Origin of the sequence: Tabrizicola sp., from assembly GCF_041919135.1 — a bacterium.
Lineage (GTDB): Bacteria > Pseudomonadota > Alphaproteobacteria > Rhodobacterales > Rhodobacteraceae > Tabrizicola.
Genome location: NZ_JAYRUJ010000002.1, coordinates 207,193 through 229,769 on the forward strand (window position 1 = coordinate 207,193; position 22,577 = coordinate 229,769).

At 68.1% G+C, this 22,577-nt stretch carries 25 protein-coding genes, 2 tRNA genes and 1 other RNA gene; 14 read left to right on the forward strand and 14 right to left on the reverse strand.

Annotated elements, in window-relative coordinates; all coding sequences use genetic code 11:
- Positions 1-2 precede the first annotated feature (2 nt).
- Complete coding sequence (locus tag ACE3UA_RS02945; protein WP_374642338.1) at positions 3-734, forward strand: Bax inhibitor-1 family protein; 732 nt, start codon at positions 3-5, stop codon at positions 732-734.
- Between the two features lie 56 nt (positions 735-790).
- Here the strand turns inward: ACE3UA_RS02945 and ACE3UA_RS02950 are convergent, their stop codons facing one another.
- The 7 genes from ACE3UA_RS02950 to gatC form a co-directional block, all read right to left on the reverse strand.
- The gene (locus ACE3UA_RS02950; RefSeq protein WP_374642340.1) at positions 791-1,483 is read right to left on the reverse strand and encodes a VIT family protein; all 693 of its coding nucleotides are present in this window, start codon (positions 1,481-1,483) and stop codon (positions 791-793) included.
- Positions 1,484-1,636: 153 nt separating this feature from the next.
- Positions 1,637-1,804 carry a 50S ribosomal protein L33 gene (rpmG, locus tag ACE3UA_RS02955; protein WP_135448918.1) on the reverse strand — a complete coding sequence of 56 codons (168 nt, stop codon included), beginning with the start codon at positions 1,802-1,804 and terminating at the stop codon, positions 1,637-1,639.
- Positions 1,805-2,040: 236 nt separating this feature from the next.
- An RNA gene (gene rnpB, locus ACE3UA_RS02960) (RNase P RNA component class A) lies at positions 2,041-2,440 on the reverse strand.
- A 32-nt stretch (positions 2,441-2,472) separates the two neighbouring features.
- Positions 2,473-3,114 (reverse strand): N-acetylmuramoyl-L-alanine amidase, encoded by a 642-nt coding sequence (locus tag ACE3UA_RS02965; RefSeq protein WP_374642343.1) that lies wholly within the window; start codon positions 3,112-3,114, stop codon positions 2,473-2,475.
- Positions 3,111-3,836 (reverse strand): hypothetical protein, encoded by a 726-nt coding sequence (locus ACE3UA_RS02970; RefSeq protein ID WP_374642345.1) that lies wholly within the window; start codon positions 3,834-3,836, stop codon positions 3,111-3,113. Before ACE3UA_RS02970 ends, ACE3UA_RS02965 begins: the two co-directional genes overlap by 4 nt.
- Positions 3,837-3,870: 34 nt before the next feature.
- Positions 3,871-5,355, reverse strand: a complete 1,485-nt coding sequence (gatA, locus tag ACE3UA_RS02975; protein ID WP_374642347.1) for an Asp-tRNA(Asn)/Glu-tRNA(Gln) amidotransferase subunit GatA — start codon at positions 5,353-5,355, stop codon at positions 3,871-3,873.
- The gene (gatC, locus tag ACE3UA_RS02980) at positions 5,352-5,639 is read right to left on the reverse strand and encodes an Asp-tRNA(Asn)/Glu-tRNA(Gln) amidotransferase subunit GatC (protein ID WP_374642349.1); all 288 of its coding nucleotides are present in this window, start codon (positions 5,637-5,639) and stop codon (positions 5,352-5,354) included. Before gatC ends, gatA begins: the two co-directional genes overlap by 4 nt.
- 165 nt (positions 5,640-5,804) lie before the next feature.
- Between gatC and ACE3UA_RS02985 the strand changes: the two genes are divergently transcribed.
- Positions 5,805-6,500 carry a metal-dependent hydrolase gene (locus ACE3UA_RS02985; RefSeq protein ID WP_374642351.1) on the forward strand — a complete coding sequence of 232 codons (696 nt, stop codon included), beginning with the start codon at positions 5,805-5,807 and terminating at the stop codon, positions 6,498-6,500.
- A gap of 390 nt (positions 6,501-6,890) precedes the next feature.
- On the opposite strand, the gene ACE3UA_RS02990 is transcribed toward ACE3UA_RS02985, so the two are convergent.
- Positions 6,891-7,355 carry a nucleoside deaminase gene (locus ACE3UA_RS02990; protein ID WP_374642353.1) on the reverse strand — a complete coding sequence of 155 codons (465 nt, stop codon included), beginning with the start codon at positions 7,353-7,355 and terminating at the stop codon, positions 6,891-6,893.
- A gap of 77 nt (positions 7,356-7,432) precedes the next feature.
- Here ACE3UA_RS02990 and ACE3UA_RS02995 point away from each other — a divergent pair, with 77 nt between their 5' ends.
- The 6 genes from ACE3UA_RS02995 to ACE3UA_RS03020 all read left to right on the forward strand — a co-directional run bounded on the left by ACE3UA_RS02995 (position 7,433) and on the right by ACE3UA_RS03020 (position 13,875).
- Positions 7,433-8,446, forward strand: coding sequence for a pseudouridine synthase (locus ACE3UA_RS02995; RefSeq protein ID WP_374642356.1), 1,014 nt, complete (start codon positions 7,433-7,435; stop codon positions 8,444-8,446).
- A 183-nt stretch (positions 8,447-8,629) separates the two neighbouring features.
- A complete protein-coding gene (locus tag ACE3UA_RS03000; protein WP_374642358.1) occupies positions 8,630-9,496 on the forward strand; it encodes a 5-bromo-4-chloroindolyl phosphate hydrolysis family protein in 867 nt (288 codons plus the stop codon).
- A 14-nt stretch (positions 9,497-9,510) separates the two neighbouring features.
- Complete coding sequence (locus ACE3UA_RS03005; protein WP_374642360.1) at positions 9,511-10,683, forward strand: toxic anion resistance protein; 1,173 nt, start codon at positions 9,511-9,513, stop codon at positions 10,681-10,683.
- A 3-nt stretch (positions 10,684-10,686) separates the two neighbouring features.
- Positions 10,687-11,619 (forward strand): DUF2927 domain-containing protein, encoded by a 933-nt coding sequence (locus ACE3UA_RS03010; protein ID WP_374642362.1) that lies wholly within the window; start codon positions 10,687-10,689, stop codon positions 11,617-11,619.
- 18 nt (positions 11,620-11,637) lie between these two features.
- Positions 11,638-12,735, forward strand: coding sequence for an SPFH domain-containing protein (locus tag ACE3UA_RS03015; protein ID WP_374642364.1), 1,098 nt, complete (start codon positions 11,638-11,640; stop codon positions 12,733-12,735).
- Positions 12,736-12,738: 3 nt separating this feature from the next.
- The gene (locus tag ACE3UA_RS03020) at positions 12,739-13,875 is read left to right on the forward strand and encodes a primosomal protein N' (replication factor Y) - superfamily II helicase (protein WP_374642366.1); all 1,137 of its coding nucleotides are present in this window, start codon (positions 12,739-12,741) and stop codon (positions 13,873-13,875) included.
- Here the strand turns inward: ACE3UA_RS03020 and ACE3UA_RS03025 are convergent.
- Positions 13,872-14,054: a hypothetical protein gene (locus ACE3UA_RS03025; protein ID WP_374642368.1), complete on the reverse strand. Its 183-nt coding sequence runs from the start codon at positions 14,052-14,054 to the stop codon at positions 13,872-13,874. The genes ACE3UA_RS03020 and ACE3UA_RS03025 overlap by 4 nt on opposite strands.
- A gap of 50 nt (positions 14,055-14,104) precedes the next feature.
- Between ACE3UA_RS03025 and ACE3UA_RS03030 the strand changes: the two genes are divergently transcribed.
- Complete coding sequence (locus ACE3UA_RS03030) at positions 14,105-14,422, forward strand: antibiotic biosynthesis monooxygenase (protein ID WP_374642370.1); 318 nt, start codon at positions 14,105-14,107, stop codon at positions 14,420-14,422.
- On the opposite strand, the gene ACE3UA_RS03035 is transcribed toward ACE3UA_RS03030, so the two are convergent.
- The gene (locus tag ACE3UA_RS03035; RefSeq protein WP_374642372.1) at positions 14,419-15,156 is read right to left on the reverse strand and encodes a DUF72 domain-containing protein; all 738 of its coding nucleotides are present in this window, start codon (positions 15,154-15,156) and stop codon (positions 14,419-14,421) included. The two genes, ACE3UA_RS03030 and ACE3UA_RS03035, sit on opposite strands and share 4 nt — an antisense overlap.
- A gap of 98 nt (positions 15,157-15,254) precedes the next feature.
- Between ACE3UA_RS03035 and ACE3UA_RS03040 the strand changes: the two genes are divergently transcribed.
- A complete protein-coding gene (locus tag ACE3UA_RS03040) occupies positions 15,255-15,539 on the forward strand; it encodes a hypothetical protein (RefSeq protein WP_374642374.1) in 285 nt (94 codons plus the stop codon).
- 147 nt (positions 15,540-15,686) lie between these two features.
- Here ACE3UA_RS03040 and uvrB read toward each other — a convergent pair whose 3' ends face one another.
- Positions 15,687-17,870: an excinuclease ABC subunit UvrB gene (gene uvrB / locus ACE3UA_RS03045; protein WP_374642377.1), complete on the reverse strand. Its 2,184-nt coding sequence runs from the start codon at positions 17,868-17,870 to the stop codon at positions 15,687-15,689.
- A 138-nt stretch (positions 17,871-18,008) separates the two neighbouring features.
- Between uvrB and ACE3UA_RS03050 the strand changes: the two genes are divergently transcribed.
- From ACE3UA_RS03050 to ACE3UA_RS03065, 4 genes are all read left to right on the forward strand, one after another.
- Positions 18,009-18,866 (forward strand): trans-aconitate 2-methyltransferase, encoded by an 858-nt coding sequence (locus ACE3UA_RS03050; RefSeq protein WP_374642379.1) that lies wholly within the window; start codon positions 18,009-18,011, stop codon positions 18,864-18,866.
- A 222-nt stretch (positions 18,867-19,088) separates the two neighbouring features.
- Positions 19,089-19,400 (forward strand): ETC complex I subunit, encoded by a 312-nt coding sequence (locus ACE3UA_RS03055; protein ID WP_374642381.1) that lies wholly within the window; start codon positions 19,089-19,091, stop codon positions 19,398-19,400.
- The gene (locus tag ACE3UA_RS03060) at positions 19,400-19,864 is read left to right on the forward strand and encodes a GNAT family N-acetyltransferase (RefSeq protein ID WP_374642383.1); all 465 of its coding nucleotides are present in this window, start codon (positions 19,400-19,402) and stop codon (positions 19,862-19,864) included. Before ACE3UA_RS03055 ends, ACE3UA_RS03060 begins: the two co-directional genes overlap by 1 nt.
- Before the next feature lie 169 nt (positions 19,865-20,033).
- Positions 20,034-20,110, forward strand: a tRNA-Arg gene (locus tag ACE3UA_RS03065).
- Between the two features lie 73 nt (positions 20,111-20,183).
- On the opposite strand, the gene ACE3UA_RS03070 is transcribed toward ACE3UA_RS03065, so the two are convergent.
- The 3 genes from ACE3UA_RS03070 to ACE3UA_RS03080 all read right to left on the reverse strand — a co-directional run bounded on the left by ACE3UA_RS03070 (position 20,184) and on the right by ACE3UA_RS03080 (position 22,526).
- Positions 20,184-21,638 (reverse strand): DUF305 domain-containing protein, encoded by a 1,455-nt coding sequence (locus tag ACE3UA_RS03070; protein WP_374642385.1) that lies wholly within the window; start codon positions 21,636-21,638, stop codon positions 20,184-20,186.
- A gap of 87 nt (positions 21,639-21,725) precedes the next feature.
- Entirely contained in the window at positions 21,726-22,061 is a 336-nt protein-coding gene (locus tag ACE3UA_RS03075) for a hypothetical protein (RefSeq protein ID WP_374642387.1), read from the reverse strand.
- Between the two features lie 389 nt (positions 22,062-22,450).
- Positions 22,451-22,526: transfer RNA gene (locus ACE3UA_RS03080), tRNA-Phe, on the reverse strand.
- Between the last annotated feature and the right edge of the window lie 51 nt (positions 22,527-22,577).

Genomic DNA, 22,577 nt, shown 5'->3' on the forward strand with positions numbered 1-22,577 from the left:
CAATGGCTCAATACGACACGATCCGCAGCGCAGGCGTCGGCGCCCGCGCGCAGATCGACGAAGGGCTTCGCGCCCACATGAACAAGGTCTACGGGCTGATGTCCGTGGCGATGCTGGTCACCGCCGGCGTTGCTTGGGGCGTCGGCACTTCGGACCTTCTTAACTTCCTGCGCACGCCCGACGGTGGGATGACGATCCTCGGCTGGGTGGTGATGTTCGCCCCCCTCGCGATGATCTTCGCGTTCGGTGCCATGGTGAACCGCATGTCGGCCGCGGCCGCACAGCTGTTCTTCTACACCTTCGCGGCGGTGATGGGTCTGTCGATCTCGTGGATTTTCACCGCCTTCAGTCTCGGCTCGATCTTCCAGACCTTCCTTGCGACCTCGGCCGGCTTTGCTGCGTTGTCACTCTACGGCTACACGACGAAACGTGACCTCGGGCCGCTCGGTGCGTTCCTCATCATCGGCCTGATTGGCCTTATCGTTGCGTCAGTGGCGAACATCTTCATCGGCTCGCAGGGCTTGGCCTTCGCGATTCCGCTGATCGGCGTGCTTATTTTCGCAGGTTTGACGGCGTTCGATACGCAAAACATCAAGAACTCCTACATCGAGCACGCTCAGGCGATGGACCAGGAATGGCTTGGCAAGTCCGCGATCATGGGCGCGCTGAACCTGTACCTGAACTTCATCAACATGTTCATGTTCCTGCTGCAATTCCTGGGCAACCGCGAATAACGCGAAGTCCGACGACACACAGGCGGGGGCCGGTCGCAAGACCGGCCCTTTTCGTTTCAGATCACCGCGCCGAAGAAATGGCCGACCGCCCAGGTCACCGCCATCGCCACAGCGCCCCAGAAAGTCACCCGCGCCACGGCGCGCGGCAGGCTGGCACCGCCGGCCTTCGCCCCCACCGCCCCAAGCAGCGCCAGACAGATCAGCGACAGGCCGGTGACCCACAGCGCGATCTGCGCCTCGGGCGCCAGGGCTGCCGCCGCCAAAGGCAGGGCCGCCCCCACCGCGAAGGTCAGGGCCGAGGCCCCCGCCGCCACCAGCGGCTGCGCTTCGGTATGCTCGAAGATCCCCAGCTCGTCGCGCACATGGGCGGCCAGCGGGTCTTTGGCATGCAGCGCCTCGGCCACCTGCCGCGCCAGTTCGGGCGGCACGCCCCGGTCCTCGTAGATCCCGGCCAGCGCGCGCAGCTCCTCGGCCGGGTCCGCGGCGATCTCCCGCCGCTCGCGGGTGATGTCGGCGGCCTCGGTATCGGCCTGCGACGAGACCGAGACATATTCCCCCGCCGCCATCGACAGCGCCCCCGCCGCAAGGCCCGCCGCCCCGGCCAGCAGCACCTCGCCCCGGCCCGAGGCCGCCGCGACCCCCACGATCAGCGAGGCGGTCGAGACGATGCCGTCATTCGCCCCCAGCACCGCCGCGCGCAGCCAGCCGACCCGCGCGACGTAATGTTCTTCCCGGTGCTTGCGTTCCATCTGGGCCTCCGCTGCCTGCCACCGCAGGGATCGCCTCTGGCCGCCAACCCGTCAAGCGGCGGCACCGGAAATCGCTTCGGCATCGGCCTGGCGCAAAAGGAAAGGGCCGCGTCCCACGGACACGGCCCCTGCTTCCCGACGGATCGGCAGATCTTACTTGATCTTGCCTTCCTTGTATTCGACATGCTCCCGCTTCACGGGATCGTACTTCTTGATGACCATCTTCTCGGTCATCGTGCGGGCGTTCTTCTTGGTCACATAGAAGTGGCCGGTGCCCGCGGTCGAGTTCAGGCGGATCTTGATGGTGGCGGGCTTTGCCATGGTCGTTTCCTCTGCATCGGGGAAACCATCGGCCCCCGGTCAAATCCTTGAAGCCCGCCTTTTAGCCAGCTTCGTGGCAGAGTCAACCGCAATCGGCTGACTTCTTGCCACATCGCCGCCCACGGCTCCCGGGGCAAGAGCTTGCCGTCGCCATCCTGGTCGCCGGCGGCGTCCTGCGCCTCCGCAGGATGGCCCGGCGGCGTTGGCATGGTTGGTTCAGATCCACCGGATCGTGACTGCGCGGAGAGCCTGTAAGCCGGATTCTGTCCACCCCGGACCGTGATCCGGGGCTGGATGACCATTCCTCTGCCGACCGTGTCGCCACGGCGGTCAAGCTGCCAACCCGGGCCTCTCGGGCGTTGGCGTCCCTGCGGGCGGTATCCCTTTCGGGACCGGCCCCCGCGCGAGGCCCCTATTTGGCGTTGCTCCGGGTGGGGCTTGCCATGCCGGTCCTGTTGCCAGTCCCGCGGTGGGCTCTTGCCCCACCTTTTCACCGTTACCCTTGCGGACAAGGGCAGTCTGTTCTCTGTGGCGCTTTCCCTGGGGTTGCCCCCGCCGGGCGTTACCCGGCACCCTTGCCAACGGGAGTCCGGACTTTCCTCGAGGCTTGCACCCCGCGGTCATCCAGCCCTCCGCGCGGGATCAGTTAGGCAGGCAGGCCCGGCGCGTCAATCGGCAAAACGGCGCAGCCCCGCCGCAAGCGCCCGGTCGGTATCGTCCAGCGGCCCCCGCGCCCAGGGCCGGAAACGCAGGCGGAAGGCGGTCAGCAGGGTCTCGGGCGCGGCCTCGGGATAGCCGAAGGCCTTCAGGTCGGCGGCGAAGTCTCCCGGCTCCCCGGCCTCGGGCCAGACCGACAGCCCTTCGTCGGCCAGCCTGCGCCAGTCGAAACGGCGGCCGGGGTCGCCCTTGCGGCCCGGGGCCATGTCGCTGTGACCGATCACCGCCCGCGGCGCCAGGCCATGCCGGTCCAGGATCCCCGCCAGCACCCGCTCCAGCGCCCGCATCTGCGGCTCGGCGAACGGGTGGTCGCCCGGATTGGCCAGTTCCACCCCGATCGAGCGCGAGTTCACATCCCCCTCGCCCCGCCATTCCCCCGCCCCGGCATGCCAGGCCCGCGCGCCCTCATCCACCAGGGAGAGGACCGTTCCGTCCGTGTCGATCAGGTAATGCGCCGAAACCTCGGCCGCAGGATCGCACAGCCGCGCCAGGGCCTCGGCGCAGCCGAGCATCGCGGTGTAATGCAGGACGACCAGTTCCACCCGCCTGCCGCGCCGGTCGCCGAAGTTCGGCGACGGATGCGTCAGGCTCACTGCAGCGCGGTGCGGAACGGGCGCGGGTCCCAGGCGCAGGCGAAGCCGTCGCCATCCGGGTCCACGCCCATCCGGTCACGCTCCGGCCCGCCCTTGGCCAGGAACTCCTGCTGCGCCAGATCCGGCGAGGCGAAGCGCGCGCAGGCCGAACTGGAATCGCGCGAGCCCAGGCCGCTGCGCTTGTACATCTGCACGCCGGGCGCGTGGTTGGTGGCCAGCGCGAATTCCACGATGTTCGGCCCGGTGTCCCCCGGCCGCTGCGGCAGGTCTTTCGGCTGGACCACGACATAATCCGCCCGGTTGCGGGCGATTCGCTCCGCGTCGCTCTCGATCGTCTCGCGCGCCGCGACGGCGGTGAAGTCCTGTTCGTCCGAGATGCCGGCGTGGCTGACCTCGCCCGATTCTTCCTGGATCCCGGCCGGAGCGCCGCCGCGCGGGCGGTTGTCGCTGATGATGCCGGCATCCGTCCCCGGCAGCGGCGTCACCACCGGCGGCGGGGTCACGCCCGAGGCCCGGTCGATCGCCGCCGAGGCCGCGGCCGGATCGAAGCCGGCGGCGGGCGGCGCGACCGTCGCGGGCTGCGGCTGCGCGCCACGGACATAGGAGTTGTAGTCCTGGAACCCCACGCCCGAGTCGCTGCTCCGGGTCGAAGGGGTGCAGGCGGTCAGCAACAGCGCCGCAAGGGCGGCACCGGCAACGGGACCAATGGAATTACGGCTCATCAACTGCCTCGGCAAGCGAACTTTCGGCCGCCCCTTACCACCATTTCCCGGCCTTGGCCACAAAGCCCGCGCGGCTTTCCAACACATGTGCGTAATTGAGCAGCGCCCCTTCCTCCCAGGGCCGGCCGATCAGTTGCAGCCCCAGCGGCAGCCCCTGGTGGTCCAGCCCCACCGGAACCGAGATCCCCGGCAAGCCCGCCAGGTTCACCGTCACGGTGAAGACGTCGTTCAGATACATCTTCACCGGATCCACATCCGCCATCTCGCCCAGCCCGAAGGCGGCCGAGGGCGTCGCGGGCGTCAGGATCGCATCCACCCCATCGGCGAACACGGTCTCGAAATCGCGCTTGATCAAAGCCCGCACCTTCCGCGCGCGGTTGTAGTAGGCGTCATAGAACCCCGCCGACAGCACATAGGTCCCGACCATGATCCGGCGCTGCACCTCCGGCCCGAACCCCTCGGCCCGGGTCTTTTCGTACATCTCGGTCACGCCGTCGCCGTGGCTCAGCCTGGCGCGGTGGCCGTAGCGCACCCCGTCATAACGGGCGAGGTTGGACGACGCCTCGGCGGGCGCGATCACATAATAGGCCGGCAGCGCATATTTCGTGTAGGGCAGCGAGATGTCCCGCACCTCGGCCCCGGCATCGCGCAGCATCTCGATCCCGCGTGCCCAAAGCGCGTCGATCTCCTCGGGCATCCCGTCCATCCGGTATTCCTTCGGAATCCCGATGACCTTGCCCCGGATGTCGCCGGTCAGCGCCGCCTCGAAATCCGGCACCGGAATATCCGCGCTGGTCGAATCCTTCGGATCATGCCCGCACATCGCGCCCAGCATGATCGCCGCATCGCGGACCGATTTGGTCATCGGCCCCGCCTGGTCCAGGCTGGAGGCAAAGGCCACCACGCCCCAGCGCGAGACCCGGCCATAGGTCGGCTTGATCCCGACGATCCCGGTAAAGGCCGCCGGCTGCCGGATCGACCCGCCGGTATCCGTCCCGGTCGCCGCCAGGCACAGGTCCGCCGCCACCGCCGCAGCCGACCCGCCCGAGGACCCTCCCGGCGTCAGCGGCGCGTCCGATCCCTTGCGCCGCCACGGGCTGACCGCATTGCCATAGCACGAGGTCTCGTTGGACGAGCCCATGGCGAATTCGTCCATGTTCAGCTTGCCCAGCATCACCGCGCCCGCACCGAACAGCTTCGTCGTCACGGTCGATTCGTATTCCGGCCGGAACCCCTTCAGGATGTTCGACGCCGCCTGCGACGGCACCCCCCTGGTGCAGAACAGGTCCTTGATCCCCAGCGGAATCCCGCACATCGCCGGGGCCTCTCCGCCCTTCAGCCGCGCATCCGCCGCCCGCGCCTGCTCCAGCGCGATCTCCGGCGTCTTGTGGACAAAGGCGTTCAGCCCCTCGCCCGCGTCGATCGCCGTCAGGCAGGACATGGTCAGGTCGACCGCCGAGATCTCGCCCTTGCGCAGCGCATCCCGCGCCGCCGCGATGGTCCAGGTATTCGCGCTCATTCCACCACCTTCGGCACCGCAAAGAACCCCTCGCGCGCATCCGGCGCGTTCTTCAGCACCTGCGCCTGGATATTGCCGTCCGTCACCTCGTCCGCCCGCCGCTTCAGCCGCATCGGCGTGACCGAGGTCATCGGCTCCACGCCCTCGACATCCACCTCGTTCAGCTGTTCCATGAAGCCCAGGATCCCCGAAAGCTGGCCGGCCAACCTGGGCAGATCGGCCTCCTCGACCCGGATCCGGGCCAGCTTTGCCACCTTGCGGGCGGTGTCGATATCAATGGCCATTGGGCTCTCCGATGGTTTGGCCTCCGTTTAGCCCGCTGCCCCTGCCCCTGCAAGCGCAAGGCGGGCGACGGCAGGGGGCAATCAGGCCATTCCGACGATTGCGGATTGTCAGGACCGCGACATTTCCCGAAACTGGCCCCTTCCCGAATGACGATGGAGAGACCCATGCAGATCACCTGGCTTGGCCATTCCGGCTTTCGCATCGAGATCGAGGACGCCGTGTTCCTGGTGGATCCCTGGATCACCGGCAACCCCAGCTTTCCCGCAGGCCGCGAGGACGAGGCCGTGCAGGGCGCCACGCATCTTCTCCTGACCCATGCCCATGGCGACCACGCCGCCGATGCCGCCCGGCTGGCGGGCAAGCTCGGGATCAAGGTGCATTGCATCCATGAGCTTTCGGAATGGCTGAACGGCCAGGGGGCGCAGACGGTGGGCTTTGGCAAGGGCGGCACGCTGGAGTTGGGCGGGGCCAGGGTGACGATGGTGAACGCGGTCCATTCCGCCAGCATCGACTTCGGCGACAAGGGCCTCCTGCCCGCCGGCTCGGCCGCCGGCTTCATGATCGCGGGCGAGGGCCATACGATCTACCTCTCGGGCGATACCGACATCATGGCCGACATGGCCTGGATGGCCGAGTATCACCAGCCCGACATCGGCATCCTGTCCTGCGGCGGGCATTACACGATGGACATGGCCCGCGCCGCCTTCGCCGCCCGGAAATACTTCAACTTCCGCTGGGTGATCCCCTGCCACTACAAGACCTTCCCGATCCTCGCGCAGGACGCCAGCGCGCTGCGCGCCGGCCTGCCCCCCGGCGTCCAGGTGATCGAGCACGAGGTCCTCGACCCGATTCGCATCTGAAGGGCCGCCGTCCAGGCGGGTCGGCGAAAGAGGGTCGCACAGGATCGACAGCTTGACTGCGGGCATTTCCCCCGCGTCAAGCTTGTATCGCCCCGCCCCCAGCCCGGCCCTTTCATTTTCGCCCGAGTATCCCCGCCCCAGGCATGCGCCCCAGGCACGGGCGCGCCACCTGTCCCTTCCCACTGGCGCACATACCTCCGCCGGCGGCTCCTCCACCCGAACCCGCGCCGCCTTGCGGGCCAGGGCAACCGCCGCCAAAAGCGTCCCCTCCCCTGGGGGAGAGGATCGGGACGAGGGCGCAGCTTCCCCCGCAAATCTTTCCAATTCCCTAACGTCCGCGCCTATCCCATTGAAAAGACGGAACCATCAGAAGATGTCCACTGTGGACACCTATCCGCGCTTCCCCGCGAAGAACCCCTTGAGCAAGGCCTCCGCCTCTGCCCCCCCGATCCCGTCGTAGACCTCGGGAACGTGGTGGCACTGGGGGTGGCTGAAGACCCGCGCCCCCACCGCGACCCCCCCCGACTTCGGATCCGCCGCCCCATAGTAAAGCCGCCCGATCCGCGCCGCGCTGATCGCGGCCGCACACATCGGGCAGGGTTCCAGCGTCACATAAAGGTCGTGTCCCCCCAGCCGCTCCGACCCCGCCAGCCGGCAGGCCGCGCGGATCGCCAGCATCTCGGCATGGGCCGTCGGGTCCGCCAGCTCCCGCGTCCGGTTTCCCGCCCGCGCCACTACCTCGGCCCCGCGCACCACCACCGCGCCCACCGGCACCTCCCCCCGCATCGCCGCCGCCCGCGCCTCCTCCAGCGCCAGCGCCATGAACGACCGGAAGCCTTCGCGTTGCTCTTTCATACCGGGTCAAATATCCTCGGGGGTCCGGGGGTGGAACACCCGCGGGGCTGGCCACCTTGCGCCGCAGGATGATGGTCATGGCCGAAAAAGAAAAGCCCAAAGCCCCCGCAAAGCCCTCGGCCGACGCCCCCGAGGGCGAGCGTATCGCCAAGGTCCTCTCCCGCGCCGGCATCGCCTCGCGCCGCGAGGCGGAGCGGCTGATCGAACTGGGCGAGGTCAAGGTCAACGGCAAGGTCATCACCTCGCCCGCCCTGAACGTGACCCCCCGCGACAAGATCACCGTCCGGGGCGAGCCCGTGGGCCAGCCCGAACCCCCGCGCCTCTGGCTCTACTACAAGCCCGAGGGGCTGGTGACCTCGGCCGCCGATGAAAAGGGCCGCGACACGGTCTTCGACCACCTGCCCGAGGACATGCCGCGCGTGATGTCCGTGGGCCGGCTCGACCTGAACTCGGAGGGCCTGCTCCTCCTCACCAACGACGGCGAGCTGAAGCGGCGGCTGGAGCTGCCCTCGACCGGCTGGCTGCGCAAGTACCGGGTGCGGGTCAAGGGCAACCCGACCGACCCGGACCTCGAACCCCTGCGCAAGGGCGTCACCATCGAGGGCGAGAAGTTCCTGCCGATGGAGGTCAAGCTCGACCGGCACCAGGGCGCGAATGCCTGGCTGACCGTGGGCATCCGCGAGGGCCGCAACCGCGAGATCCGCCGGGCGATGGCGCATGTCGGGCTGACGGTGAACCGCCTGATCCGCATCTCCTACGGGCCCTTCCGCCTGAACGAGCTGAAGCCCGGCGAGGTCGAGGAGGTCAGGGCCCGCGTCCTGCGCGAGCAGTTGGGCCTGGGCGAGGCGGATGCCGGCGACAAGCCCCGCCGCGCCACGCCGAAACCGGCGGAGAAGACCCCGGCCAAACCCGCCCGCAAGGCGCTGAAGCCCGGCGAGGGGCTGAAACAGCTCTCGGACAGCTGGCAGAAGGCCACCCGCCCCGCCGCCCCGCGCAAGCCGGGCGAGCGGGTCGCGACCGACCGTCCGACCGGGCCGCGCAGCCCTGCCGGGCGGCCCGGGCCTCGTCCGAAGCCGCCCCGCGACCGATGACCCGAGGGGGAAGATTGCCGCCGATTCCCCCCATGCTCTGCTGGCAAGCGGCCGGGCCATCGGCTAAGGTCGGCGCAAGTGGCGGTTGCAGGGGGTGGCCATGTCTGGAACCGGATTGAGGAACCTCGCGCTGACCCTGCTGGTTGCCCTGGTGGCCTATGTGGCCTGGTCGGGGGGCATCTGATGGCCGAACGGTTCGGCGGGAAGTATTCGCCGCAGGGCGCGACCCAGGGCGGCCCGCGACCATCCGCTACCGTCGAGGTACGGCCGCGCGGGCTCTGGCGGGCGACGGTTCTGTTCCTGAGCGCCTTCCTGTTCCTTTTTCCCGCCTTCGGTGACGATCCGGGCGACATGCTGCTGGGCCTTGGCGCCGGCGGGCTGATCGTGCTGGCCGCCTGGCTGACGCGGGAGGGGCTGAAGGCCGAGGCCGCCTATCATTCCCGCAAGCTTGCCCGCCGCCCTGCCCTGCCGCGCAAGCTCCTGGGGGCGATCCTGACCGGCGCCGCGCTGGCGGTGGGCGGCGTGATCGCGGATCAGGGCCTGATCATCCCGCTGCTTTACGCGCTGGTCGGCGCGGGCCTGCATCTGGGGGCCTTCGGGCTGGATCCGATGGCCGACAAGGGGATGGAGGGGATCGACGCCTTCCAGACCGGCCGCGTCGCCCATGCGGTCGAGGAAGGCGAGAAGCACCTGGCCGCGATGCAGGACGCGATCCTGCGCGCGAAGGACCGGGGCCTGGAGAAGCGGGTGGCGCAGTTCGCCGGCGCCGCCCGCGGCCTTTTCCGCACCATCGAGACCGATCCGGGCGACCTGACGGCGGCGCGGAAGTACATGTCGGTCTACCTGATGGGGGCCCGCGACGCGACGGTGAAGTTCGCCGACCATTACGCCCAGACCCGCGACGCCAGCGCCCGCGCCGATTACGAGGCGCTGCTGACCGATCTGGAAACCACCTTCGCGCAGAAGACGACGGCCTTCCTGTCGAACAACCGCACCGACCTTGACGTCGAAATCGCCGTCCTGCGGGACCGGCTCAAGCTTGACCACTGAAACGGGGAATTGCCATGTCCACTACCGTCCAGGCCGATGCCGCCGCCCTTCTGAGCGAGGTCGAGAAGGTCAATGCCGTGATCCTGCCAGAACCCATGGCCGAGGTCGTGACCCTGACCGCAGCCCCCGCCGACAAGGCCGAGGCGATCCGGCAGCGGATGACCGAGGTCGACCTGTCGAACACCCAGTCGATCATCGCCTTCGGCTCGTCGGCGCAGGCCGAGTTGCAGGTGATCAGCCAGGCCATGCTGCAGGACGTGAAGAACAAGGACGTGGGCCCGGCGGGCGACAGCTTGCGCAAGATCGTCACCACGATCCGCGGCTTTGCCAGCGAGGAGCTGGACCTGCGCCGCGAGTCGAGCTGGTGGGAGCGCCTTCTGGGCCGCGCCGCGCCCTTCGCCGAATTCGTCGCCAAATACGAGGACGTGCAGGGCCAGATCGACAAGATCACCGGCGAGCTTCTGACCCATGAGCATACGCTGCTGAAGGACATCAAGAGCCTGGACGTGCTGTATGAAAAGACCCTGACCTTCTACAACGAGCTGGCGCTTTACATCGCGGCGGGCGAGGCGAAGCTGGCCGAGGTCGACGGCACCACCATCCCCGCCAAGGAGGCCGAGGTCGCCGCCGCGCCCGAGGCCGACCAGGTGATGAAGGCGCAGGAGTTGCGCGACCTGCGCGCCGCCCGCGACGATCTGGAGCGCCGGGTGCACGACCTGCGGCTGACGCGGCAGGTGACGATGCAGTCCTTGCCCTCGATCCGGCTGGTGCAGGAAAACGACAAGAGCCTGGTGACCAAGATCAACTCGACCCTCGTCAACACCGTGCCGCTGTGGGAGACGCAGCTGGCGCAGGCGGTGACGATCCAGCGGTCGAAGGAAGCGGCCGAGGCGGTGCGGGACGCCAACGACCTGACCAACGAGCTGCTGAAATCCAATGCCGAGAACCTGCAGCAGGCCAACAAGGTGGTGCGCGAGGAGATGGAGCGCGGCGTCTTCGACATCGAGACGGTGAAGCAGGCCAATGCGACGCTGATCGCGACGATCAACGAAAGCCTGGCCATCGCCGACGAGGGCAAGGCCCGTCGGGCGGCGGCCGAGGCGGAACTGGTGAAGATGGAGGCAGAATTGCGCGATACGCTGGCAGCCGCGAAGGCGCGGCAGGCCTCACCCGGCATGCAGGGGTAGGGCGTGGCGCTCTCCCGCATCCTGCGGGCCTTCGGGCCCGCCCTGGCCCTGGCCGCCTGCATTCCCACCGCCACGCCGCCCCGCGCGCCCCAGCCGCGCGCGCCGGCGGCCGCCCCCATCCCCGTCCCGCCGACGCCGAAAAGCGCGGCGGCCACGGCCTATTTCGCCCAGATCCAGCAGGCGCTGCTGGCACAGGGTCTTTTGCGGTCGGATTCGGGCGCGGATGTGCCCTTCACCGACCGGATGCTGGCCGAGAACTTCCTGAAGATCGCGCTTTACGACGAATATCGCCGCTCGGGCGGCGGGTTCGTCCGGCAGGAGACGGAAAGCCTTTTGCGCCGCTGGGAGGGTCCGGTCCGCGTCTCGGTCCGCTTCGGGGCCAGCGTGCCCCCCGAGCGCAAGGCCACCGACCGCGCGCGGATCGCCAGCTTCGTGGGCCGGCTGGCCGCGATCACCGGCCATCCGATCATGATGGACGAGGCCAACCCGAACTTCTTCATCCATGTCGTCTCGGAGGACGAGCGCGAGGCGCTGGGACCCACCGTCCGCGCCGTATTGCCGAACCTGTCGTCGGGCGACGTGGCGGGCATCACCCAGATGCCGCGCTCGACCTATTGCCTGGTCTATGCGCTGTCCGAGGGCAACTCGGGCGCCTATACCCGCGCCTTCGCGGTGATCCGGTCCGAGCATCCCGACCTTCTGCGCCTGTCCTGCGTGCATGAGGAACTGACGCAAGGGCTTGGCCTGCCGAACGATTCCCCGCGCGCGCGGCCCTCGATCTTCAACGACGACGAGGAATTCGCGCTGCTGACCGACCACGACGAGCTGCTCTTGCGGATCCTCTACAGCCGCGAGTTGCGCCCCGGCATGACCGCCGCCGAGGCCCGTCCCATCGTCTTCTCGCTTGCGAGCCGCCTGATGGGCGGCGACAGTTGAACCCAAACGGAGGGTGCCATGGTCTTCGATTTCCTCAAGGGCGAATTCATCGACGTCATCTCCTGGCTGGATGACACGCGCGACACGATGGTCTGGCGCTTTGACCGGCGCGGGCAGGCGATCAAATACGGCGCCAAGCTGACGGTGCGCGAGGGGCAGGCGGCGGTCTTCATCCACGAGGGCCAGCTTGCGGACGTGTTCGGCCCCGGTCTCTACATGCTCGAGACCAACAACATGCCGATCCTGACCACGCTGCAGCACTGGGACCACGGCTTTCAGTCGCCGTTCAAGTCCGAGGTCTATTTCGTCAACACCACCCGCTTCAACGACCAGAAATGGGGCACCAAGAACCCGATCATGGCGCGCGACCCGGAATTCGGCCCGGTCCGCCTGCGCGCCTTCGGGACTTATTCGATGCGGGTGGGCGATCCCGGCAAGTTCATGACCGAGATCGTCGGCACCGACGGCGAGTTCACCGCGGACGAGATCAGCTTCCAGATCCGCAACATCATCGTGCAGGAAGCCAGCCAGGTGCTGGCGAAATCCGGCATCCCGGTGCTGGACATGGCCGGCAACCTGGCCGACCTGGGCAAGGTCATCGCCAATGCGATCGCGCCGAAGGTGGCGGAATACGGGCTGTCGATCCCGGAATTCTACATCGAGAACATCAGCCTGCCGGAAGAGGTGGAGAAGGCGCTGGACAAGCGGACCTCGATGGGGGTGGTGGGCGACCTGAACCGCTACATGCAGTACAACGCCGCCGAAAGCCTGTCGCAGCCCGGCTCGGCCATGGGATCGGCCATGGGGGCCGGGATGGGCATGGGCATGGGTGCGAGCATGGCGCAGAACATGGGGCCCTGGGGCGCGCAGCCGGCTGCCGCCGCGCCGCCGCCGCCCCCTCCCCCGCCTCCGGCCGGGAAGGTTTGGCATCTGGCGGTGGATGGCGCGACCTCGGGTCCGTTCGGCGAAGGCGATCTTGCGCGGCTGGCCGGCGAGGGCCGCCTGACCCGCGCCACGATGGTCTGGACCGCGGGCCAGGACGGCTGGAAGATGGCGGCCGAGACCGAACTTTCGCGCCTGCTGGACCAGGTGCCGCCGCCCCCGCCGAAACCCTGAGCCATGCCGCAGGACGAATACCGCTGGCCCTGCGAGCAATGCGGCGCGCAGCTGCGCTATGCGCCGGGCCAGACGCGGCTGACCTGCGATCATTGCGGCCATGTCCAGGACATCCCGGCCGAGGCGCCCGGCGCCCGGACCCGCGCCCTGCAAGAGCTTGATCTTGCACGCGGATTACACGACGATCTCTCGGACCGCGACATGGTCGAGACGCGCACGACCAGTTGCCCGAACTGCGGCGCGCAGGTCGAGATCAGCGGCGCGACCCATGCCACCGAATGCCCGTTCTGCGCCACGCCCGTCGTGCTGGACACCGGCACCACGCGCCATATCAAGCCGCAGGCGCTGATCCCCTTCGCCCTGACCGAGGATCAGGCGCGCAAGGCGATGACCGGATGGCTCGGCAGCCTCTGGTTCGCGCCGAACACGCTGCTGGAATATGCCCGCAAGGGGCGGGCGATGAACGGGATCTATGTTCCGTTCTGGACCTTCGACGCCGACAGCGACAGCCGCTATTCCGGCGAGCGCGGCGAATACTACTACACGACACGGACCGTCCGGGTCCGGGTCAACGGCAGGATGGAGACCCGGCAGGAGCGCGAGCGCCATACCCGCTGGCATTCCGTCTCGGGCCGGGTGGCGCGCGGTTTCGACGATGTGCTGGTGATGGCCTCGCACAGCCTGCCGCCCCGCCTGGGCAACGAGCTTACCCCCTGGGACCTTGGCGCGCTGGTCCCCTATGCGCCCGAGTTCCTGGCCGGCTTCCAGGCCGAGGGCTATACCGTCCCCCTCGCCGAGGGCCATGCCGAAGGCCGCGCCAAGATGGAGGAGGTGATCCGCAGCGACGTGCGCCGCGACATCGGCGGCGACGAGCAGCGCATCCACGGCATCGACACCGCCTGGTCGGAGGAGACCTTCAAGCACATCCTCCTGCCGGTCTGGATGGCGGCCTACAAGTACAACGGCAAGAGCTACCGCTTTCTGGTGAACGGCCAGACCGGCGAGGTCCAGGGCGAGCGTCCCTGGTCGATCTGGAAGATCGCCTTCGCGGTGCTGGTGGCGGCCCTTCTGGCGCTTGGCGCCTATTACCTGTCCGAACAGCAGGGCGCCGAGGTCACGATTCCCGACTGGATGGACTAGCCCCGCCGCCGGAAGAACAGCATCCAGCCGGCATAGGCCCCCGCCGCAAGAAACAGGATCGCCCACAGCGGCGCGCCCGCGAAAGCCTCGAAAAGGCCCCAGGCCAGGGGCAGAAGCACCGTCAGCCAGCGCACCCAGGCGCGTGCGAAGAATGGATCGTCGGGGTCGAGAAACTTCATGCCTTTGCCCCGCATCCGTGGCATCCTGTGCCCAGGAAGGGAGGCCCGACATGCCCCAGATTGTCAAGGATTTCCAGGGACAAACCGTCATCACCACTTTCGAGACCACGCCCGCGACGGCCTTCGACCTGGTCGAGGCGCTGGAAACCGCCTATCGCGAATGCATCCGCAACCAGCCCGGTTTCCTCTCGGCCGGGTTGCACATGAACGACGCCCGGACCCGGATCTGCAACTATTCGCAATGGCGCTCGCGCGAGGATTACCAGGCGATGCTGCGCACCCCCGAGATGCGCGAGCGCAACCGGCATATCCACGAGCTGTGCCGCAGCTTCGAGCCGGTGATGTACGAGGTGACGGGGGTGTTCTAAAGCCGCCGCAGCAGCGCCAGCGCGGCCGCAGGGTTCGCGACCTTGTGGCCCGAGATGACGAAGAGGAACAGTTCGCGCTGCCGCGCGATGTCGCGGATGCGGTCGGCCCAGCGGTCGAGGTCCTTTGCGGGATAGCCATGTTCCTCGCCCGCGACCGCGCCCATGATGCGGAGATAGGCGAAGGGGGCGGTGGCGGCGGCGATCTCCGGGTAGGAACTGTCGGCGGCCTGGACGACGGCGAGGCCCCGGTCGCGGAGCAGCGTCGCGAAGGTGTCGCAGACGAAGCTCTCGTGCCGCGCCTCGATGGCGTGGCGGAGCGGCAGGCCCTCCAGCCGGTCGGGCAGGAGGTCGAGGAAACCGGCCATGTCATCGGCGTCGAACGGCTTGGTCGGCGGCAGTTGCCAGTTGAGCGGGCCGAGCTTCGGTCCGAGTTCCACCAGCCCGGAGGCGAGGAAGCGGCGGATGGAGTCGCCCCCCTCGGCCAGCTTGCGCCGGGCGGTCGCGAAGCGCGGCGCCTTCAGCGCGAAGACGAAGCCCTCGGGCGCCTCCTCGGCCCAGCGCCGGAAGGTCTCGGGCTTCTGGGTGCCGTAGTAGGTGCCGTTGACCTCGATCGCGGTCAGGGCGCGGGCGGCGAAGGCCAGCTCGTCCGCCTGGCGGAGGCCGGGCGGGTAGAAGGTGCCGCGCCAGGGCTCGTAGGTCCAGCCGCCGACGCCGATGTGGATGCGCCCTGCCATCGCCCCTCCTCGCGAAGCAACGGGCGGGATGGGTGAAGGTTCCCGTTAACCCGGCCGCAACCGAATCCCCGCAGACTGCGGGAAAGCGGAGGTGCAGGATGGACCCGATCGACGAATATGCCAGGCTGAAGGCGGAGATCCGCCGCTTGCAGGACCGGGCCGAGGTGCTGCGGGCGGGCTTCCTGCGCCCGGGTGCGCGGCTGCGCTCCAATCGGTTCGAGGTGACGGTCAGGCGCGCGAAACGGCGGGTCTTCGACAAGGACCGGCTGCCGCCCGAGGTGCTGGCCGACCCGCGCTATTGGGACGAGCGGGAAAGCGAGATCGTCACCTGCCGGGAGATCACCCCGTCAGGGCCGGAGGAGGACATCGTCCTGATCGAGTGAGACCGGGTTCGCAAGGTGGCAGTATTGCCCGCCCTACCCGCGTGCCCGATCTTTGCAGGGCAACCCATATCGAACTACCGCCGTCTCCGCCCGGCGCCATTCACCGTCAACCTGGCCAAACGGAGTGCCATGATCCGCCCACCGCCCCTAACGCCCGCGCCGCGATCGCTTGCCGCCTCTTTGCCCCGGCCGGCCTGCCGTCGAGCGGCCCGACAGCTTCGTCGCCTCCACCACCGCCTCCTCGACCGCCTCCTGCCGGGCGAAGGGGTCGTCGGCCACCGCCAGTTCCACCGCTTCCAGCCGCTTCACCTCGTCGCGCAGGCGCGCCGCTTCCTCGAAATCCAGGTTCTCGGCCGCCTTGCGCATCTGCGCCCGCAGCGCCTCCAGATGCGCGGCGAGGTTCTGCCCCACCATCGGCTTGTCCACCCGGGTGGTGATCCGGCTCTGGTCGGTGTCGCCCTGCCAGAGGCCGGCAAGCACGTCCTCGACGTTCTTCTTCACCGTCTCGGGGGTGATGCCGTGTTCCACGTTGTAGGCCATCTGCTTTTCGCGGCGGCGGTTGGTCTCGGCCAGCGCGCGTTCCATGCTGCCGGTGATCCGGTCGGCATACATGATCACCCGCCCGTCCGCGTTCCGCGCCGCGCGGCCGATGGTCTGGATCAGGCTGGTCTCCGAGCGCAGGAAACCCTCCTTGTCGGCGTCGAGGATCGCCACCAGGCCGCATTCCGGGATGTCCAGCCCCTCGCGCAGCAGGTTGATCCCGACCAGCGCGTCGAACGCCCCCAGCCGCAGGTCGCGCAGGATCTCGATCCGCTCGATCGTGTCGATGTCGGAGTGCATGTAGCGCACCCTGATGCCCTGTTCGTGCAGATACTCCGTCAGGTCCTCGGCCATGCGCTTGGTCAGCACCGTGACCAGCGTCCGCATCCCCCGGGCCGAGACCTTGCGGATCTCGTCCAGAAGGTCGTCCACCTGCATCTCGACCGGCCGGATCTCGACCTGGGGGTCCAGAAGGCCGGTGGGCCGGATCACCTGTTCGGTGAAGACGCCGCCGGTCTGCTCCAGCTCCCAGGCGGCGGGGGTGGCGGAGACGAAGACGGATTGCGGCCGCATGGCGTCCCATTCCTCGAACTTCAAGGGGCGGTTGTCCATGCAACTCGGCAGCCGGAAGCCATGTTCGGCCAGGGTGAACTTGCGCCGGAAGTCGCCCTTGTACATGCCGCCGATCTGGGGGACCGAGACATGGCTTTCGTCGGCGAAGACGATGGCATTGTCAGGGATGAATTCGAACAGCGTCGGCGGCGGCTCGCCCGGCGCGCGGCCGGTCAGGTAGCGCGAATAGTTCTCGATCCCGGCGCAGGAGCCGGTGGCCTCCAGCATCTCGAGGTCGAAGTTGCTGCGCTGCTCCAGCCGTTGCGCCTCCAGCAGCTTGCCTTCGGATTGCAGCTGCTTGAGGCGGTGGAACAGCTCTTCCTTGATGCCCTTGATGGCCTGGGCCAGCGTCGGGCGCGGGGTGACGTAGTGGCTGTTCGCATAGATGCGGATCTGCTTGAAACTGTCGGTCTTCGCCCCGGTCAGCGGGTCGAATTCGGTGATCGCCTCCAGCTCCTCGCCGAAGAAGGAGAACCGCCAGGCCCGGTCCTCGAGGTGCGCGGGCCAGACCTCCAGGCTGTCGCCCCGCACCCGGAAGGCCCCGCGCTGGAAACTGCCCTCGAGCCGCCGGTATTGCTGCGCCACCAGCTCGGCGATCACCTTGCGCTGGTCGTAGAACTGGCCGGTGATCAGGTCCTGCGTCATCGCGGAATAGGTCTCGACCGAGCCGATGCCGTAGATGCAGGAGACCGAGGCGACGATGATCACGTCGTCGCGTTCGAGAAGCGCCCGGGTGGCCGAGTGGCGCATCCGGTCGATCTGCTCGTTGATCTGGGATTCCTTCTCGATATAGGTGTCGGTGCGGGCGACATAGGCCTCGGGCTGGTAATAGTCGTAGTAGCTGACGAAATACTCCACCGCGTTGTCGGGGAAGAAGCCCTTGAACTCGCCATACAACTGCGCGGCCAGCGTCTTGTTGGGCGCGAGGATGATGGCGGGGCGCTGGGTTTCCTCGATCACCTTGGCCATGGTGAAGGTCTTGCCGGTCCCCGTGGCGCCAAGCAGCACCTGGTCACGCTCGCCCGCCAGCACCCCCGCCGTCAGTTCGGCAATCGCGGTCGGCTGGTCGCCTGCGGGCTGGAACGGCGTGGACAGCACGAAGCGCCGCCCGCCTTCCAGCTTGGGCCGGGTCAGGACGTCGGGGCGTTCGGTCAGCGCGTTGGAATTGTTGTGCGGCATGGGCCACCTTCCGCAAGAGTCGCGACGGGACAGATTTGATCCGTTTTTGTTCCAGTTCAAGGCGTGATCCGCGCGCCGGGGGCGAAACCGTTGCTGTTCGGCGGCGAAGCGGCTAAGGCACCGGACGCGAGGTGCATGATGGCGGAAAAGATCGACACGCGGGCGGTGGGCCTGGATGTGGGGCTGGCGTTCATCCGCTGGCTGACCGGGGCCGAGAACCTGCATTACGGGCTTTGGACCGGGCTGGAGGTCACCGCGGCCAACCTGAAGGCCGCGCAGGAGGCCTATACCGCCAAGCTGTTCGGCTATCTGCCGCCGGGCCGGCTGCGGATCCTGGATATCGGCGGCGGCGCGGGGGAAACCGCGCGCAAGCTCCTCGACCTTGGGCACCAGGTCGAGATCGTCGTCCCCTCGGCCTTCCTTGCCGCGCGCTGCCGGGCCAATGCACCCGGCGCCACGGTCCGTGAATGCACCTTCGAGGCGTTTTCCGGCCAGGGGCCCTATGACCTGTGCCTGTTCTCGGAAAGTTTCCAGTACATCCCGATGGCGGAGAGCCTGCCGAAATGCGCCGCCCTTCTGGCCCCCGGCGGGCAGGTGGTTATCGCCGACTGCTTCCGCACCGAGGCCTACAAGGGCCGCCGCGCACATGGGCCGCAGGCCGGGGGCGGGCATGGGCTGGCGGCGTTCCGCAAGGCGCTGGAGGGGTCGGCCTTCCGCGTGGCGGCAGAGGAGGACATCACCGCCGAGGTCGCGCCCTCGATCGACCTCGAGCAGCAGTTCTTCAACGTGATCGGTCATGGCGTGACCCGGCTTTCGGACGAGATCAGGACCCGCAAACCCGCTGCGCACTGGTCGCTGACGCGGTTCATCGGCCTGTTCCTGTCGAAGAAGCGGCGGGCGAATCTGATGCGCCGCCTGACCGGAACCGAGCGCAACGCCGAGGGGTTCCAGACCTTCAACCGCTATCTGATGCTGCGGCTGGAGCGGAAGGCCTGATCACTTGCGGTTATTTGCGGCGCGCCACTCACCTTTTGGTTGAATAAGGGGGCGGACTGCGGCAGAGTGGACAGGCAAGCAGCAACTGTTGCTGTCGGTCGGTCCCCTTCACCCCACCCACGCTCCCCGGGACCGGCCGACAGTCCTTTCCGCGACAAATCACCGGCTTGCGCTTTCCCGAAAGCTTGGACAATAACAGGGGCGATCCTCGGAGGTATTCTCATGCGCGCCCGCATCTACCAGCCCGCCCGCACCGCCATGCAATCCGGCACCGCCAAGACCCATCTCTGGGTGCTGGAATATGCTCCGGCCAGTGCGCGGGACATCGACCCGCTGATGGGCTGGACCTCGTCCGACGACACCCAGTCGCAGGTCCGGCTGCGCTTCGAAACGCGCGAGGCGGCCGAGGCCTATGCCGCCGAGAAGGGCATCGCCTATGACCTGGTCGAGCCGACGCCGCGCCGCGCCAACATCCGCGCCCGCGGCTATGGCGAGAACTTCGCCACCGACCGCAAGGGTGCCTGGACGCATTGATGGCCTGGACCATCGCGCGCGAACGGCCCACCGGGGCCGACCTCGCCCTCCTGATGGAGCGGCATACCGCCGACATGCATGCCGACACCCCGCCCGAGAGCATCCACATGATGGATGCCTCGGCGCTCGACCAGCCGCATATCGCCTTCTTCGTCCTGCGCGAGAGTGGCACGCCCCTGGCGATGGGGGCCTACAAGCGGATCGACGCGAGCCATGCCGAGATCAAGTCGATGCATGTCCTGTCCGAAGCGCGCGGACGCGGGTTGTCGAAGGCGATGCTCGACCATTTGCTCGCCGAGGCGCGGCGGGACGGTTTCGCCCGGCTGAGCCTGGAAACCGGCATCCAGCCCACCTTCATCGCCGCCCGCGCACTTTACGCCCGCGCAGGTTTCGTGGACTGCCCGCCGTTCGAGGGCTACCATGACGATCCGAATTCGGTCTTCATGACGAAGATGCTTGCCTGATCCCTTCGCCTGCCGCAAAAGGGACCCGTGCGGGCTCACAGCCCGACCGGATAGGGCAAGGCCCTTCCAAGCGGCCGCCCTCGACCGGAATAGGGAAGCGGAGACAACAGGTTAGGGAAGTGGCGAGCCGTTGCGAACCGTTTTCCGAACCGCTATCAGAGAAGAACACGGCCCCGTAGCTCAACTGGATAGAGCACGGACCTTCTAAGTCTGGGGTTGGGGGTTCAAGTCCTCCCGGGGTCGCCATTTGTCGCAAAAAGCGGTCGTGACGCGAAGGGCCAGGTGGCGCCCGGTTGCCCGGACGCCAGCTTTGGTCCCCTCAGTCAGCCCGTCCGTAGACCACGCCGTTCGGCCGGTCGCCGACAGGCACCGTCGCCACCACCTCTTGCGCGCGCGTGTCGATGATCGAGACGGAATCGGCGGCGATGTTGGTCACGAAGACGAAGGCCCCGTCCGCCGAGACCGAGACACCATGCGCGCCGGGGCCGGTGGTGATCGTCTTCACCACCTTGCCGCTTGCGGTGTCGATGACCGAGACGGTGTCATCCGGCGCGGCCTCGGTGCCCTGGTTGGCGACATAGACGAAAGCGCCGTCCGGGGTCGCGGCCATCTGGATCGGCTTCGCTCCGACATCGACCCGGCTCAGGACGTCACGGGTCGCGGTGTCGATCACCGCCACGCGGTTCTCGTCGCGCAGCGAGACATAGACCTGCGCGCCCGAGGGCGTGAAGCCCACCTGCACCGGAGCCTTGCCGATCGGGATCCGCGCGACCTCGGCCAGGCTGGCGGTGTCGATGACCGAGACCGAGCCATCCTCGACATTGGCGACGTAAAGCTGGGACTGGTCCGGGCTGAGGCGCAGGCCATGCGGATAGGCGCCGGTCGGGATGCGCGCGATGACCTCGGCCTTGGCCAGGTCGACCACGGCGACTTCGTTTCCGCCGGACAGGCTGACGAAGGCACGGCCCGTGCGGTCGGCGACGACATGGGCGGGATGCTCCCCGACCGCGACGGTCCTGGGCGGGGCGGAGAGGTGCGCAGGGGCGAGGATGGCCAGCAGGCCCTCGGCCGCCCCTTCGGCATCATGGCCATGCGCCTCGCCGCCGTGATCGCCCGTCGCGGGCTGGCCGACCGCAAGCAGGTACTTGCCATCAGGGGTCAGGTCGACGTTGTGCGGCGCCAGCGGCAGGGTGACCGTGGAAACCGCGCCTGTGGCAAGGTCGATGGTGCTGATCGAACTGCCGCCCTCGTTGGCCGAATAGACGGTGCCGCCGCCCATATCCATCGCGGCCTGCGGGGCCTGGGCCGCCAGCCAGTCCTGCATCGCGGCGATCTCGGCCTCTTGCGCGGCAATGATCTGCGCCGCCCATGCCTGCACCTGCGGATCGTCGCCATGGCGCTGGACGATCCGCGCCATGTCGATCGCACCCTGATGATGCGGGATCATGCCCCGGACGAAGGCAAGGTCCGGGTCTTCCGCCCTGACGCCCTGCATCATCGGCCCGTGCATCGCCTCCATCGCCGCAAGATTGGCGCGGGTGAAGTCGGGCAGGTTCGCATCCGCCTGGGTCGGGGCCATCGTCCCCTGCATCATCTGCTGCATCGCTGCCATGCAGTCGGCGGGCATTGCCTGCATCATGTCCCGGCACTGTCCGGGTAGTTCCGGCATCTGATCGGCCGGGGTCTCGGCGTGGTGGGTGTCGTGCCCCTCCTGGGCAAGGGCCGGCAGGCCGGCGAGGAGGGCAAGCGAGAGTGTGATTGCGGTTCGGTTCATTCTGGTCATCCTGAGTAAGCGCCTGCCCCATCAGAGGGGCGGCGGCCAAGTTCCTGTGGTCATGCGGAAATGCGCCGGATCGGCGCGTCACAGGATGCCGGGTCGCGGCGGCCGCAGGAGTCGGTCGGGGGATCTTGCCCGCAGGTCCAAAGTCTCCTGCCGGAAGCTTTCGCCAGTCTGCGGCAGGGCGACGGGCAGCGGCCCGGCAGGCAGGACCACGGCGAGACAGGCCTGACAGCAGATCCCGCCCATGTCACCGGAGCAATCCGGGGCCAGGTCCGACGCCTGCGCCTCGTCCTGCCCGGGGCAATGGCCGGTCATGCCGGCGTGGTCCCGGTGGGGCGCATGGGGTCCGGCGCCAGCCTCGGCCGGAGCCTGCAGCACCAGCGCCGCGAAGGCGAACAGAAGGATGCACAGCGCCAACTGCCGCAAGCCCGCCCGGGCCCCGAGGACAAGGGGGAAGCCCCCATCCGGCAGGGGCCGTGCAGACTGGCAGGCGGGCCGGGCGGTCATCCTGGGACCACGGGCCCGGCTTTCGGGTCGACGTTGCGCATGCTTCCTATCCTGCATCCCCGCACCGGCGGATGCGATGCACGAAGCGGTGAAGCGCCGCCCCGAAGCTGCGACAGGGTGCCGCCGCCGCTCACAGCCGCAATCCGCGCAGCCGTGCTGCATCGGCGATCACGCTCTGCGATACCGCGACTTAGCACCGCAACAGGCCGAGGCACATAGGGAAGCGTGGAGGCACACCGATACCAAGAGAATTGATTCTACTCAATTTTCTGGCGCGAAGATGGTCTGTAGGAGATGAGTGGTGCCCAGAGCCGGAATCGAACCAGCGACACGCGGATTTTCAATCCGCTGCTCTACCAACTGAGCTATCTGGGCACGCTTTGGTGGGCGGGTGATACCCAAGGCGCGGGGGGCTGTCCAGAGGGA